The sequence below is a fragment of the Streptomyces sp. NRRL S-920 genome (assembly GCF_000717945.1).
In the GTDB taxonomy this organism is placed as follows: Bacteria; Actinomycetota; Actinomycetes; order Streptomycetales; family Streptomycetaceae; genus Streptomyces; species Streptomyces alboniger.
Genome location: NZ_JODF01000042.1, coordinates 47,736 through 61,971, shown reverse-complemented (window position 1 = coordinate 61,971; position 14,236 = coordinate 47,736). Strand labels below are relative to the sequence as shown.

Below are 14,236 nucleotides of genomic sequence, written 5' to 3'. Positions count from 1 at the left end.
TCAGACTCTTTCGTGTCCGATTTCCTCGGTGCCTTTCCGGTTCCCGCTCCAGCCTTTCGGCTTTCGCGTTTCCCTTTCCGGCGGCTCCGACTTTATCAGGTCTCATTCGACTCTCTGACCACGGTCACCGCGAACATGCGGAACCAGACTCAGGGATACGATCTGATCGTGAAGGAGGTCGCCGAGCCAGGACGCTTGGCTGCGTCCCACGGCCTCAGGCAGGTTCCGACTCTACCTCTGCTGCCGGGCAGGCGCAAATCGTTTGTGCTGTGCTCCTACGTCCGTCAACCGGGATCTCTCGTGCGGAACCGGGACTTCTTATGACTTACGCTTCTGAGCAGTGCGTCGTCCAGGACAGGTAGCGACGGCGGCTACACATCTCCACCCCCTGGGAGGCATGCCATGACCAGTGTTTCGTCCCCGCTCGCCGGACGCGCCATTGGGCTCTCCGCAGTACCGGATCCCGTGTTCTCAGGTGCCATGGTCGGCCCTGGCACGGCCATCGATCCCGTGCGTGAGGCCTCCGTCGCCGTCTCGCCCGTGGACGGCATCGTCGTCTCTCTGCACCCCCACGCGTTCGTAGTGGTCGACGATCAGGGTCACGGCGTCCTGACGCATCTTGGCATCGACACCGTTCAGCTGAATGGCGAGGGCTTCGAGCTGCTCGTCAACAAGGGTGACACCGTGCAGCGCGGCCAGTCCGTGGTGCGCTGGGACCCGGCCGCCGTCGAGGCGGCCGGCAAGTCCCCGGTGTGCCCTGTCGTGGCGCTCGAGGCCACGGCCGAGTCTCTCTCCGAGTTGGTCGAGGACGGCGACGTGAAGGCCGGCGACGCGCTCTTCGGCTGGAAGTGACGTCATCGCCGTCGTTGACGGCAGGTAGGACAACCATCGCGGCGGCCGGGTCCGCCGCACTATCGGAGACGGGTGAGATGGAGACAACGCTGCGAGGCGTCGGTGTGAGCCACGGTGTGGCGATCGGCGAGGTTCGGCACATGGGCACGGCGGTTCTCGAGCCGCCGGCCAAGCAGATTCCCGCGGAGGAGGCGGAGCGCGAACAGGGGCGCGCCCGCCAGGCCGTGGAAGCTGTGGCGGCCGACCTGATTGCGCGCGGCAATCTGGCCGGTGGCGAGGCGCAGGCGGTGCTCGAGGCGCAGGCCATGATCGCCCAGGACCCGGAGCTGATGTCCGACGTCGACCGTCGCGTCACCGTCGGCAGCACGGCCGAGCGCGCCATCTACGACGCGTTCTCCCACTACCGCGAACTGCTGGCCGGTGCCGGTGAGTACATGGCCGGCCGCGTGGCGGACCTCGACGACGTGCGGAATCGTATCGTCGCGCGGCTGCTGGGCGTTCCGATGCCGGGCGTCCCCGACAGCGACGAGCCGTACGTACTGATCGCGCGGGACCTGGCGCCCGCGGACACCGCGCTGCTCGACCCGGCTCTGGTCCTCGGCTTCGTCACCGAGGAAGGCGGGCCCACCAGCCACAGCGCGATTCTCGCCCGTGCGCTGGGCGTGCCGGCCGTGGTCGCGCTGCCGGGTGCCGGGGAGCTTGCCGAGGGCACTGTCGTGGCCGTCGACGGCAGCACCGGTGAGATCTTCGTCGACCCGAGTGTCGAGAAGCGGGAGCAGCTGGAGGCCGCCGCTGCCGAGCGCAAGGCGGCGCTGGCGGCGTCGACCGGGCCCGGTGCGACGTCCGACGGGCACAAGGTGCCGCTCCTCGCCAACGTCGGCGGCCCCGCCGACGTACCCGCTGCCGTCGAGGCGGGTGCCGAGGGCGTCGGCCTGTTCCGTACCGAGTTCCTCTTCCTGGACGACAGCACCAAGGCGCCGTCCGAGGAGAAGCAGGTCGAGGCGTACCGCAAGGTGCTCGAGGCCTTCCCCGAGGGTCGTGTCGTCGTACGCGTGCTGGACGCCGGTGCCGACAAGCCGCTGGACTTCCTGACGCCGGGCGACGAGCCGAACCCGGCGCTCGGCGTGCGGGGCCTGCGGACGCTGCTCGACCACCCGGAGGTGCTGCGGACGCAGCTGACCGCGCTGGCCAAGGCCGCCGAGGGGCTGCCGGTCTACCTCGAGGTCATGGCTCCGATGGTCGCGGACCGCACCGATGCCCGGGCGTTCGCGGACGCGTGCCGCGAGGCCGGGTTGCAGGCGAAGTTCGGCGCGATGGTCGAGATCCCGTCGGCCGCTCTGCGTGCGCGCTCGATCCTTCAGGAGGTCGAGTTCCTCTCGCTGGGCACCAACGACCTCGCGCAGTACGCGTTCGCCGCCGACCGGCAGGTGGGTGCCGTGTCCCGGCTCCAGGACCCGTGGCAGCCCGCGCTGCTCGACCTGGTCTCGCTGTCCGCCGAGGCGGCGAGGGCCGAGGGCAAGAGCTGTGGCGTGTGTGGCGAGGCGGCGTCGGACCCGCTGCTCGCCTGTGTGCTGACCGGTCTGGGTGTCACCTCTCTGTCGATGGGTGCCGCGTCGATTCCTTACGTGCGGGCGACGCTCGGCAAGTACACGCTTGCCCAGTGCGAGCGTGCCGCGTCGGCGGCCCGTGCCGCGGACACGGCCGAGGAGGCCCGCAAGGCCGCGCAGGCCGTGCTGTCCGGCGAGTAGCCGTACGGTCGTTGTTCCGAGGGGCGTCCCGCCGATGTGGTGGGGCGCCCCTCGGGGCGTTCAGTGGGTGTGGCCCCTTTCCTGGTCGTCGCCCTCGAGGTGGGGCGCCGCGCAGTAGTCCACGCCGGATTCCGGGGCGACGAGGTCCCCCGAGATGGCGTCGGTGCAGTACGCGTCGAAGACCTCGGCCGCGGTGAGGGGCTTGAGCAGGCCGCCGTCCATGCGCCAGCCCTGGACGCGATCGCGGGCGCCGTCCGCGCTGGAGCGCAGCACCATGCCCACCGCGCGGTGGGTGGCGATGCCGACGGCGAGGACCGTGGCGAATTCCAGGGCCTCGGTCTCGTCGAGCAGCGCGGTGCCGTCGGCGTCGACTTCCACGTGCAGGGCGGCGAGGAGGGTCTCTGCGTCGGCGGGCACGCTGCACACCAGGTGCCGGGTGCCGGGACCCGGGGCGTCGAGGGCTCGGGTGATCAGTTCGGAGGCGCGGGCGAACGCTGCTCGTCCGAGGTCCTCGCCGCAGGTCGCGCAGGTCCCGGTGCGGGCGAGCACCGTCGTCGCGTACTCCCAGGTGGCCTTTCGGACCGCCTCGTCGACGAGGTCGGGCAGGAGATCGGCGAGGGGCTGGCCCTCGTAGGGAAGCGTGGGGCCGTCCGATGCCAGTTCGGCGGTGAAGCGGGTGCGGCTGCTCGGAGTGTCGGGGTCGAGGCCCGTGTCCTCGCAGTACGCCTCGTACTCCTCGGGGTCGAAGAGGGCGATCGTGGTGTGCCTGCCTTGGGAAGCGAGGGTCCTGAGCAGGGATTCGACCTGCTGGAGGTATGTCTCGTGGTCGTCGAAGGTGAAGGTGCGGTAGCGACGCATCGCCGCGAAGTCCTCCTCGTCGGCCAGCAGGCCGATGATTCCGGCGACTTCGCGGCGCAAGGCGCGTCGCATCGTGTCGGGTCGGGTGTGCGCCATGATTCCCCCTGCGCTCGGTCGATCAATGCTCACTCAGAGTAACCAGGGGCACTGACAACGGGCGCTGAGCTGCGGGGATGGGGGGTCAGGAGCGCTCGCGGAAGAGGTTCTCGTAGAAGCCGAGGAGGTCGAGGTTGTCGACCGAGCCGGGGTTGACCGCCTTGTTCAGCGGGGTGCCTTGGAGGAGGCGCTTCACCGGGACCTCGATGCGCTTGCCGGTGAGGGTGTGCGGGACGCCGGGGACCTCGATGATCTCGTCGGGGACGTGGCGCGGAGACAGCTGCTCGCGGATGGTCCGCTTGATGCGGTCCCGCAGGGCGTCGTCGAGGACCGCGCCGGGGGCGAGGTGGACGAAGAGCGGCATCCAGTAGCCGCCGTCCGGTTGTTCGACGCCGATGACGAGGGACTCACGGATTTCGGGCAGGCGCTCGACGGCTTCGTAGATGTCGGCGGAGCCCGTGCGGACGCCTTGGCGGTTGAGCGTGGAGTCGGAGCGGCCGTGGATGATCACCGAGCCGCGTGAGGTGAGGGTGATCCAGTCGCCGTGGCGCCAGACGCCGGGATAGGTGTCGAAGTAGCTGTCGTGGTAGCGGGTGCCGTCCTGGTCGTTCCAGAAGTGGATGGGCATGGACGGCATGGGGTTGGTGACGACGAGTTCGCCGACCTCGTCGGTGAGGGGTTTGCCCTGGGGGTCCCAGGACTGGAGGTCCGTGCCGAGGCAGGGTGCCTGGAGTTCGCCGATGTGGACGGGGAGGGTGGGTACGGCGCCGGCGAAGCAGGAGCAGACGTCCGTGCCGCCGCTGACCGATGCCATCCACAGGCCGCCGGGGGTGGCCGGGCTCTCGGCGAATTCGTCGTGCAGCCAGCGGAAGCCGTCGGGGGGCAGCGGGGAACCGGTGGTCGCGACGCATGTGACGCGGGAGAGGTCGAAGTCGCGGGCCGGGTGGACGTCCGCCTTGCGGCAGGCCATGACGTACGCGGCGGAGGTGCCGTAGAGGGTGGCGCCGGTGCGTTCGGCGATGCGCCACTGGGCGGCGGTGTCGGGGTAGCCGGGGCTGCCGTCGTACAGGACGATCGTGGTGCCCGTCAGGAGGCCGGAGACGAGGAAGTTCCACATCATCCAGCCGGTCGAGGTGTACCAGAAGAAGCGGTCGTCGGGGCCGAGGTCGCAGTGCAGGCCGAGCTGCTTGAGGTGCTCGACGAGGATGCCCCCTTGGGACTGGACGATCGCCTTGGGCAGGCCGGTGGTGCCGGAGGAGTACAGCACCCACAGGGGGTGGTCGAAGGGCACCGCTTCGTAGACGGGCGCGATGTCGGCCGAGGTGAGGGCCGACCATTCCAGGGCGCCTTCGGGGGCGTCGGTGCCGAGCAGCGGGATGTGGACGACCGCGCGGAGGGTGGGCAGTTCGGAGCGGAGTTCGGCGACGGTCTCGCGGCGGTCGTGTTCCTTGCCGCCGTAGCGGTAGCCGTCGACGGTGAAGAGTACGACGGGCTCGACCTGCTGGAAGCGGTCCAGGACGCTGCGGGCGCCGAAGTCGGGGGCGCAGGAGGTCCAGACGGCTCCGACGGCGGCGGTGGCGAGGAGGGCGACGACGGCTTGGGGGATGTTCGGCAGGTATCCGCTGACGCGGTCTCCCGGGCGTACCCCCAGGGTGCGCAGCTCCGCGGTCAGGGAGCCTACTTGGCGGCGCAGCTCGGTCCAGGTGACCGGCCGTGGGTCGTGGCTCTCGTCGACATGGAGGAGGGCGGGGGCGTCCGCGCGCGTGGGGTCGTCGGCGGCGCGTAGCGCGTGCTGCGCGTAGTTGAGGGTCGCTCCCAGGAACCACTGGGCTCCTGGCATCGAGCGCTCGCCCAGCACGCGCGCGTAGGGCGTGGAGAACTCGACGTCGAACCAGTCGGTGATGGCCTTCCAGAACGTTTCGAGTTCGGTCACCGACCAGTGGTGCAGCGTTTCGTAGCCGCCCTCGGCCGGGGCGCCGTAGTGCTCGGCGGCCCAGGCCTGGAACCGTGTGATCTGCGCTTCGGCGATCCTCTCCGGGCTCGGCTGCCAGAGCGGCGCAGGGTTCGCTGAGGACGTCATGGGGCGGCTCCCGGACTGTACGCGTCGTATGCGTGCGGAAGTGCGCACGTGCTGGGTGTGCGCGTGGACACGGCTGCTAGGGACGATGCCATGTGATCGACTTCCGCACCAGGGTGTGCCCCACACAGCGGGCCCGGTGGTGATGTGTCGTAGCCCCAGGTGAACGGCAGTTGAACGGACCACACGTGCGGCGTTTTCGGTGGCAGGGTGAGCAGCATGAACGGTCGTGACCTGGTGCGTTCGGTGAAAGCGGTGGGCATGGTGGGCACGGCGCAGGGGTTGCGCACGGTGCGTTCCTCCTGGCGCAGGTGGCGGGCCGACGCGGTGGGGCTGGCTCCTCGGCGTGCCGAGCGTGCCAGGGTGCCCGGTCCTGTGGCGGGAGTGGAGCCGGGGCCCGGTGGTGGGGTGGTGCGGTTCGCCCGCTCGGCGCTGCGGGTGCGGGTGACGGCCGGTGGGGCGGTCTTCTGGGGGTGGGACGGTGCGGAGCCCGAGCCCTCGTACGCGCTGTGGTGCGGGAGTCCTGAGCCGGACCCGCGGGCGGTCCTGGAGCCCGACAAGGAAGGCGGCTGGCGGGTGGTGTCGGAGCGCGCGACGGTGGTGGTGTCGCGTCAGGGCGCCGTCGAGCTGCGCACGCCCGGCGGTGTGATGCTGCGGCGTGATCTGCCGCCGCGCTGGTGGGAGCCTGCCGAGGGAGGCGCGGCGCGCTGGGTGCAGCGGTCGGAGGTGCCGGCGGACGCGCGGCTCTTCGGGCTCGGTGGGCGTGCTCGTGGGCCCCGGCTGCGGAGGGGGACGTACCGGCTGTGGAACACCGATCCCGGGGGGTCCTTCGGGCCCGGGGACGATCCGCTGTACATCACCATGCCGGTGCAGATGGTGGTGTCCGACGCCGGTACGCATCTGGTCTTCCACGACAACACGTGGGAGGGCGAGGTCTCGGTGCGTGAGGGCGAGGAGGGAGCGGGGTCGGGCCACGACCGGGCCGGCTCGTGCGAGGTGCGGATGGAGGGGGGTCCGCTGCGGTGCTGGGCGATGGTCGGCACTCCCGCGCGCGTGCTGCACACCTGGGCGGCGTTGACGGGTCCCCCCGCGGTGCCGCCCGCGTGGGCGCTCGGGCACCATCACGCGCGGTGGGGGTTCGGCAGCGAGGAGGAGGTGCGGCGGATCGTCGCGGGCTATCGGGAGCACGGCCTGCCCCTGGATGCCGTCCATCTGGACATCGATCACTACGAAGCGCATCAGGTGTTCACCGTCGACAAGGAGCGCTTCCCGAAACTGCCGCAGTTCGCGGACGAGTTGCGCCGGGAGGGAATCCGGCTCGTGTCGATCGTGGATCCGGGGGTGAAGGCCGAGGCGGGCGTCGAGCTGTACGACAGTGGGGCGGCGGTCGACGCTTTTGTGCGGGACGCGGCGGGGCGGCTAGTGCGCGGTGTCGTGTGGCCCGGTGAGGCGGTGTATCCGGATTTCACCGACCCCCGCACGCGGGAGTGGTGGGGCCGCCGGTACGAGGAGCGGCTCGACCAGGGTTTCGCGGGGTTCTGGCACGACATGAACGAGCCGGTGTCGTTCGCGGCGTTCGGTGAGGCGACGCTACCCCGTTCGGCGCGGCACTGTCTGGAGGGGCGTGGCGGCGACCACCGGGAGGCTCACAACGTATACGGGCTGGCGATGGCCCGTGCCGGGTACGAGGGGTTGCGTGAACTGCTCCCCGAGGAGCGGCCCTTCTTGTTCTCGCGTTCCGGGTGGGCGGGGATGCAGCGCTACGGAGGGACGTGGTCCGGCGATGTGACCTCGAACTGGCCCGGGTTGCGGGCGTCGCTGTCGCTGGTGTTGGGGCTCGGGCTGTGCGGTGTGCCGTATTCGGGTCCCGATGTGGGCGGGTTCGACGGCAGTCCCTCTCCGGAGCTGTATCTGCGCTGGTTCCAACTCGGTTCGTATCTGCCGCTGTTCCGTACGCATGCGGCGATCGACGCGGGGCGGCGCGAGCCCTGGGAGTTCGGTGCGGAGGTGCTGGGGCACGCGCGCGTGGCGCTCGTCGAGCGCAGGCGGTTGCTGCCGTACTTCGTGACGCTCGCCCAGCTGGCCAGGCGCACGGGTGCGCCGTATGTGCGGCCCGTGTGGTGGGGCAGCCCGGAGGACAGGGCGCTGCGCGACTGTGAGGACGCGTTCTTGCTCGGGGACTCCTTGCTGGTGGCGCCGGTGCTGGAGAGCGGGGTGCGGGAGCGGTTGGTACGGCTGCCGCCGGGGCGCTGGTACGACACGGCGACCGAGGAGGCGTACGAGGGGCCTGGGCAGGTGCTCCTGGACGCGCCGTTGTCGCGCGTTCCCGTACTCGCGCGGGCGGGCGCGGTACTGCCCGTGCGGGGGCGCGATGGGGCCCTTGAGCTGGAGGTGTGGGCCCCGGCGGTGGGGCGTACGGGCGGGGGCCCGGTGATCGCCGATGCCGGTGACGGGTGGGAGGAGCCGGAGGTCGAGCGGTTCACCACGCGGTGGAGCGGGGGGCGTGTGGTCGTCGAGAGAGACGGGGGCGGGGCCGTGCGGTGGCCGGTGCGGGTGCGGGGGCTCACCGGGTGAGGGCCACGGGGCTCGCCGCGGCCTCTGGAGGGCCGCTGGACGTCTCGCTCCGGTGTTGCTGAGCGGGCCTGCCCCGGTGGCGTCCGAGCGGCCGCCAGTGGAAGCCCTCTCGGGGCCCCGGCCGGGGGGCGGCCGGGGCGGTGGCGTGGGTCAGATGTAGCGGCCCTCGAACCACGCGCGTGCCGCCAGGGTGTGCAGCGGGAAGGCGAGTTCTTCGGGGCGGCGCAGCACGTGCCAGCCTTCGGTCTCGTCCGTCGACGCGGAGGCCGGCAGGTCGGCGGCAGGGCGTTCGGGGAGGAGGCCGAGGAGCAGGAGGTAGCCGTCGGGGGCGCTCAGCGCGTCGATGAGGCGCACATCGCGGCTCTGGGCGCCGATGCCGGTCTCCTCCTTGAGTTCGCGTACGACCGCGTGCCGCCAGTCCTCCCTGTCGTCGATGAAGCCGCCGGGGAGGGCGATGCCTCCGGGGGCGGGAGCGATGCTGCGGGTCACGACGACCAGGCCGGTGCCTTGTGTGTCGTAGACGGGCTGGAGGGCCACCGCTACGGGGAGCGGGTTGCGGTAGGCCACGGCTCCGCAGGCGGCGCAGGTGCGGGGCCCGGCGGAAGGCTGGTCTTCGTAGGACGCTCCGCAGCTCGAACAGTGGGAGCCCGGGGCGGAGTTGGCGAGGTGTGGGGATGCGGACACGCCGCGGACTGTATCCGATCTCCGCGGCGTCGGTCTTCCCTGGTGGGCGGTGATCCTGATAGACGCAGGGAGCATGACAGCTTTTGCCCCCGCTCTACGGAAACTCGCCGTCTCCGCCGCCGCCCTGCTGGCGGTGGTGGGCGCCCCCTCCCCCGCGCACGCGAAGCCCGAGCCGAAGGCTCCCGAGGAGTTCGTGGCGTTGCGTGACGTCGACCCGACGATCATCCAGGAGATCCGGTACGTCACGCCGCACAACTTCGTGGGCGAGCCCATCGACGGCTACAAGAAGCCGATGTGCATCCTTACCGAACCCGCCGCGAAGGCACTGCGCAAGGCGCAGCGCGGGCTGTTGCGCAAGGGCTACTCCCTGAAGGTGTACGACTGCTACCGGCCGCAGCGGGCCGTGGACCACTTCGTGCGCTGGGCCGAGGATCTCGGTGACGCGCGCATGAAGGCGGAGTTCTATCCCCGTGTCGACAAGACGCGGTTGTTCGCGGACGGCTACATCGCGGAGAAGTCCGGGCACAGCCGGGGTTCCACGGTGGATCTGACCGTCGTGAAGCTTCCGGCGGTGCCGACGCGTCCCTACGTCCCCGGGGAGCCGCTGACGCCCTGTTACGGCCCGCGGGGTGAGCGTTTCCCGGACAACTCCGTGGACATGGGGACGGGGTTCGACTGCTTCGACACGCTGTCGCACACGGATGATCCGCGCGTCACGGGGAAGCAGCGGGCCCACCGCGAGCTCCTGAGGGGGGCGCTGGCCAAGGAGGGCTTCGTCAATCTGCCCGAGGAGTGGTGGCACTTCACGCACAAGCCCGAGCTGTTTCCCGACACCTACTTCGACTTCCCGGTGTCCCGGAGGTCGCTGGCGGGCCACTGACGGACGGATCGTGCCCTCGGAGTGCGACCGGGGCCACCCCCGTCGGCCCCGGTCGCGCTCTCCGTAGTCTCCGACTTTTGCTCCCTCTGACGAAATCCGGTTGCCCGTGGCACACTTCTGACAGGCCGTCAGGTTCGGCGGAGCCCGCGCCCATGGAGGAGCCTTGTCTCGTACACGCACCCCTGTAGTGGCCGACTGGTTCGCCGGGGAGGGGGAGAGCTTCCGCCTTCTGGGCACGCGCTGTTCGGCGTGTACGTGTGTCTTCTTCCCGCGTGAGGACGGCTTCTGCCGCAACCCCGGATGCGAGGGCGGCGCACTGGTCGAGGTGGCGCTGTCGCGGCGCGGGCGCGTCTGGTCGTACACCGACGGACGCTATCGCCCGCCCGCGCCCTATGCCTCCGATCCGGAACTCCCCTGGCAGCCCTACACGTTGATCGCTGTGGAGCTGGAGGCGGAGCGCATGGTGGTGCTGGGCCAGGGGGCTCCCGGCGTCTCGGTCCGCGACCTGGAGGTCGGCATGGAGGTCGAGGTCGTCCCCGGGGTGCTCGACGAGGACGGCGAGACGACGTGGACCACATGGCACTGGCGGCCCGTGGGGGTGAGCGCATGAGCGGTGAGGTGGCGGTGCTCGGTGCGGGCATGCACCCCTGGGGCAAGTGGGGGCGCGGCTTCGTGGAGTACGGCGTGGTGGCGGCGCGCGAGGCCCTCGCGGACGCCGGGGTCGACTGGCGTGACGTGGGCTCGATCGTCGGCGCGGACACGGTCCGGGGCGGCTATCCCGGCTTCGTCGCCGGGGCCACGTTCGCCAGGGCGCTCGGCTGGCAGGGAGCGCGGGTCGCGAGCGTGTACGCGGCGTGCGCGTCCGGCGCCCAGGCCATCGCCGCCGCGCGTGCGCAGATCCTCGCGGGGCTGGCCGACGTGGTCCTGGTGGTCGGTGCCGACGCGGCACCCAAGGGGTTCTTCCGGCCCGCCGGCGGGGACCGGCCCGATGACCCCGACTGGCTGCGGTTCCGCGTCCTCGGGGCGACCAACCCCGCGTACTTCGGGCTCTACGCACGCCGCCGGATGGCCGTGCACGGGGACACCCTGGAGGACTTCGCCCAGGTCAAGGTGAAGAACGCGGCGGCGGGCGTGCTCAACACCAACGCCCGGTACCGCAAGGCCGTCACCGCCGAGGAGGTGGCCGCCTCCGCCGTCGTCGCCGACCCGCTGCGGCTGCTCGACATCTGCGCCACCTCCGACGGGGCCGCGGCCCTCGTGCTCTCCAGCATGGAGTTCGCGCGGCGGCACGGCGCGCCGGATCCGGTGCGCATCCGCGCGGTGTCCACGGTGACGCCGACCTATCCGACGACGGTGCTGGACCTGCCCGACATCGCCACGGACTCCGCGTCGGCCGTGGCCCCGGCCGACGGGACGTTCCGTGCGTCCATCGCGCGTGCGGCGTACGAAGAGGCGGGCATAGGCCCCGAGGACGTATCCCTGGCGGAGGTGTACGACCTGTCCACCGCTCTCGAACTCCAGTGGTACGAGGATCTGGGGCTCTGCGCCGAGGGCGAGGGAGCCAAGCTGCTGCACGACGGGGCGACGTCCGCGGGCGGCCGGGTGCCGGTGAACACCAGTGGCGGGCTCGCCTCCTTCGGAGAGGCCGTGCCGGCGCAGGCGATCGCCCAAGTGTGCGAGATAACCTGGCAGTTGAGGGGGGCGGCAGGGGCCCGGCAGGTGGCGGGCGCGCGCGTGGGGGTCACCGCGAACCAGGGCCTTTTCGGCCACGGCTCATCGGTCGTCGCGGTCCACTGATCCACTTCGGGGGCGCTCCGGAGGAAGGCGCCACACCGGTTAAGCAGTGCCGTCCGCGACCTTGACGCTCCATCACCACCGGTGAACACTTCCGGGTGTCAGTCGGCGTCGCCGCACCTCGGCTCCACGCGCGCGCAGAGCCTCTGCGCGCTGCAAAGGCCCCTGCGAAGGGCCTGGTCAACGGGTCATCCCCCATGGGCGATACGACTGCCACGGCACGCTCGTCATGGGCGCCAGGCGGGGCGCGGGAGACTCCCTGCCCTCGGCTGCACCAGGCGGGCGCATTCCGCCAGTAGTCGTGGAAACGCACCCTGCACGGAGTACCGGGGCGCACCGCCCCGGGGGAGGGCCTAGGAGCCGCCATGTACTCAAATGGGGACATCTTCGTCGGTGAGGTCATCGGCACCGCGATTCTGATTCTGCTCGGCGCCGGTGTGTGCGCCGCCGTCACGCTCAGCCACTCGAAGGCGAAGGCCTCCGGATGGGTCGTCATCGCCTTCGGGTGGGGTTTCGGGGTGCTCGCGGGCGCGTACACCGCGGGCCCGCTCTCCGGGGGCCACCTCAATCCCGCCGTCACGCTCGGCATCGCCATCGACACCGGCGACTGGGGCGAGGTGTGGGTCTATCTGCTTGGCCAGATGGTCGGCGCGATGCTCGGCGCCGTCCTCGCGTACCTCGTGTATCTCGCGCAGTTCAACGCCAATGTCACGCGCAGCGTCAAGGACAAGGTGACCAGCGCGCACGAGCCGACGCCGACGCTCGGCATCTTCTCCACCATCCCGGAGATCAGGAACCCGGTCGCCAACCTCATCACGGAGGTCATCGCGACCCTCGCGCTGGTGCTGCCGATCCTCGCCTTCGGGCTCACCGAGGGGCTCGGCGAGTCCGGTACGCAGACGCTGATCGTGGCGTTCCTCGTCGTCGGCATCGGGCTCTCCCTGGGCGGCCCCACGGGCTACGCCATCAACCCCGCGCGCGACCTCGGCCCACGCATCGTGCACGCGTTCCTGCCGATCCCCAACAAGGGTACGTCCGACTGGAGTTACGCCTGGATTCCGGTGGCCGGACCGCTGATCGGCGGAGCCCTCGCGGGCCTCATCTACAACGCAGCCTTCTGAGTCGTCTCATCAAGGGGTAGCCATGCCGGACAGCTCCGAGAAATTCGTCGCCGCGATCGACCAGGGCACCACCTCGAGCCGCTGCATCATCTTCGACCGCGACGGCGCGATCGTCGCCGTGGACCAGCGCGAGCACCGCCAGATCTTCCCCAAGCCCGGCTGGGTGGAGCACGACGCCACCGAGATCTGGTCCAAGGTGCAGGCGGTGGTCGCGGGGGCGATCGCCAAGGCCGGCCTGCGTGCCGACCAGGTGAGCGCGCTCGGCATCACCAACCAGCGCGAGACGACGGTCCTGTGGGACCGCGCCACGGGCAAGCCCGTGCACAACGCCATCGTCTGGCAGGACACCCGCACGTCGGCACTCTGCAACGACCTGGGCGGCACGGACGGGCAGGACCGTTTCCGCGAGCAGACCGGGCTGCCGCTCGCGAGCTACTTCTCCGGGCCCAAGGCCGCCTGGCTGCTCGACAACGTGCCGGGGCTCAGGGCGCGCGCCGAGCGGGGTGAGATCGCCTTCGGGACCATCGACTCCTGGCTGATCTGGAACCTCACGGGCGGCACCGACGGCGGCAAGCACGTCACCGACGTCACCAACGCGGGCCGCACCATGCTGATGAACCTCCAGACGCTCCAGTGGGACCCGTCGATCCTGTCGGCGATGAACATCCCCGAGGCCGTCCTGCCGGAGATCAGGTCGTCGTCGGAGGTGTACGGCACGGCGGTGGGGCAGCTCTCCGGAGTGCCCGTCGCGTCCGCGCTCGGCGACCAGCAGGCGGCCGTGTTCGGGCAGGCCTGCTACGACACGGGGACCGCCAAGAACACCTACGGAACGGGCAGCTTCCTGCTGCTCAACACCGGCAACCGGCCCGTGCCCTCGAAGAACGGGCTGCTCACGACCATGGGATACAAGATCGGCTCCGAGGCGCCCGTGTACTGCCTGGAGGGGTCCATCGCGATCACCGGCGCCCTGGTGCAGTGGTTCCGCGACCAGCTCGGCATCATCCGCAGCGCGGACGAGATCGAGACCCTCGCAGCGAGCGTGGACGACAACGGCGGGGCGTACATCGTGCCGGCGTTCTCCGGTCTGTACGCGCCGTACTGGCGTTCGGACGCGCGCGGCGTCGTCACCGGGCTCACCCGGTACGTCACCAAGGCGCACCTGGCGCGCGCGGTCCTGGAGGCCACCAGTTGGCAGACCCGTGAGGTCGTCGACGCCATGTACCAGGACTCGGGGGTGCCGATCACGACCCTCAAGGTGGACGGCGGCATGACCAAGAACAATCTGCTGATGCAGCATCAGGCGGATGTCCTCGGGGTGCCGGTGATCCGGCCTAAGGTCTCCGAGACGACCTGCCTGGGCGCGGCGTACGCGGCCGGGCTCGCGACCGGTGTGTGGAACGACCTCGATGAGCTGAAGGCGCACTGGCAGCAGGACGTCGAGTGGTCGCCGCGGATGGACGCGGCCACGCGCGACAAGGAGTTCCACAACTGGCACAAGGCGGTGGAGCGGAGCTTCGGCTGGCTGGAGGACGGCGAGGGCTGAGCCGAGCGG

Annotated in this window: 11 protein-coding genes; 8 read left to right on the top strand and 3 right to left on the bottom strand. The window is 70.8% G+C overall.

Annotated features, from left to right (window positions below):
- Nucleotides 1-402: 402 nt before the first annotated feature.
- Entirely contained in the window at nucleotides 403-852 is a 450-nt protein-coding gene (locus tag IG54_RS0126240; protein WP_030789345.1) for a PTS sugar transporter subunit IIA, read from the top strand.
- 77 nt (nucleotides 853-929) lie between these two features.
- Nucleotides 930-2,600: a phosphoenolpyruvate--protein phosphotransferase gene (ptsP, locus tag IG54_RS0126235; RefSeq protein WP_030789343.1), complete on the top strand. Its 1,671-nt coding sequence runs from the start codon at nucleotides 930-932 to the stop codon at nucleotides 2,598-2,600.
- A gap of 60 nt (nucleotides 2,601-2,660) precedes the next feature.
- Here ptsP and IG54_RS0126230 read toward each other — a convergent pair whose 3' ends face one another.
- Nucleotides 2,661-3,554, bottom strand: a complete 894-nt coding sequence (locus IG54_RS0126230) for a hypothetical protein (protein WP_030789341.1) — start codon at nucleotides 3,552-3,554, stop codon at nucleotides 2,661-2,663.
- Nucleotides 3,555-3,639: 85 nt separating this feature from the next.
- Nucleotides 3,640-5,634: an acetoacetate--CoA ligase gene (locus IG54_RS0126225; protein ID WP_030789339.1), complete on the bottom strand. Its 1,995-nt coding sequence runs from the start codon at nucleotides 5,632-5,634 to the stop codon at nucleotides 3,640-3,642.
- A gap of 216 nt (nucleotides 5,635-5,850) precedes the next feature.
- Between IG54_RS0126225 and IG54_RS0126220 the strand changes: the two genes are divergently transcribed.
- On the top strand, nucleotides 5,851-8,205 hold the full coding sequence (locus IG54_RS0126220; RefSeq protein ID WP_030789335.1) for a glycoside hydrolase family 31 protein: 2,355 nt from the start codon (nucleotides 5,851-5,853) through the stop codon (nucleotides 8,203-8,205).
- A 150-nt stretch (nucleotides 8,206-8,355) separates the two neighbouring features.
- Here the strand turns inward: IG54_RS0126220 and IG54_RS0126215 are convergent, their stop codons facing one another.
- A complete protein-coding gene (locus IG54_RS0126215; protein ID WP_030789333.1) occupies nucleotides 8,356-8,889 on the bottom strand; it encodes an NUDIX domain-containing protein in 534 nt (177 codons plus the stop codon).
- 73 nt (nucleotides 8,890-8,962) lie between these two features.
- Here IG54_RS0126215 and IG54_RS0126210 point away from each other — a divergent pair, with 73 nt between their 5' ends.
- From IG54_RS0126210 to glpK, 5 genes are all read left to right on the top strand, one after another.
- Entirely contained in the window at nucleotides 8,963-9,769 is an 807-nt protein-coding gene (locus IG54_RS0126210) for a M15 family metallopeptidase (protein ID WP_030789331.1), read from the top strand.
- A 163-nt stretch (nucleotides 9,770-9,932) separates the two neighbouring features.
- Nucleotides 9,933-10,379 (top strand): Zn-ribbon domain-containing OB-fold protein, encoded by a 447-nt coding sequence (locus IG54_RS0126205; RefSeq protein WP_030789329.1) that lies wholly within the window; start codon nucleotides 9,933-9,935, stop codon nucleotides 10,377-10,379.
- On the top strand, nucleotides 10,376-11,566 hold the full coding sequence (locus tag IG54_RS0126200; protein WP_030789327.1) for a lipid-transfer protein: 1,191 nt from the start codon (nucleotides 10,376-10,378) through the stop codon (nucleotides 11,564-11,566). Before IG54_RS0126205 ends, IG54_RS0126200 begins: the two co-directional genes overlap by 4 nt.
- Nucleotides 11,567-11,928: 362 nt before the next feature.
- Nucleotides 11,929-12,684 (top strand): MIP/aquaporin family protein, encoded by a 756-nt coding sequence (locus IG54_RS0126195; RefSeq protein WP_030789325.1) that lies wholly within the window; start codon nucleotides 11,929-11,931, stop codon nucleotides 12,682-12,684.
- 22 nt (nucleotides 12,685-12,706) lie between these two features.
- Entirely contained in the window at nucleotides 12,707-14,227 is a 1,521-nt protein-coding gene (gene glpK, locus IG54_RS0126190; RefSeq protein ID WP_030789323.1) for a glycerol kinase GlpK, read from the top strand.
- Nucleotides 14,228-14,236 lie beyond the last annotated feature (9 nt).

Excerpts from the sequence above, each read along its gene's own strand:
- IG54_RS0126240 (WP_030789345.1), top strand. The coding sequence starts at position 403 with ATGACCAGTGTTTCGTCCCCGCTCGCCGGACGCGCCATTGGGCTCTCC.
- ptsP (WP_030789343.1), top strand. The coding sequence starts at position 930 with ATGGAGACAACGCTGCGAGGCGTCGGTGTGAGCCACGGTGTGGCGATC.
- IG54_RS0126230 (WP_030789341.1), bottom strand. The coding sequence starts at position 3,554 with ATGGCGCACACCCGACCCGACACGATGCGACGCGCCTTGCGCCGCGAA.
- IG54_RS0126225 (WP_030789339.1), bottom strand. The coding sequence starts at position 5,634 with ATGACGTCCTCAGCGAACCCTGCGCCGCTCTGGCAGCCGAGCCCGGAG.
- IG54_RS0126220 (WP_030789335.1), top strand. The coding sequence starts at position 5,851 with ATGAACGGTCGTGACCTGGTGCGTTCGGTGAAAGCGGTGGGCATGGTG.
- IG54_RS0126210 (WP_030789331.1), top strand. The coding sequence starts at position 8,963 with ATGACAGCTTTTGCCCCCGCTCTACGGAAACTCGCCGTCTCCGCCGCC.
- IG54_RS0126200 (WP_030789327.1), top strand. The coding sequence starts at position 10,376 with ATGAGCGGTGAGGTGGCGGTGCTCGGTGCGGGCATGCACCCCTGGGGC.
- IG54_RS0126195 (WP_030789325.1), top strand. The coding sequence starts at position 11,929 with ATGTACTCAAATGGGGACATCTTCGTCGGTGAGGTCATCGGCACCGCG.
- glpK (WP_030789323.1), top strand. The coding sequence starts at position 12,707 with ATGCCGGACAGCTCCGAGAAATTCGTCGCCGCGATCGACCAGGGCACC.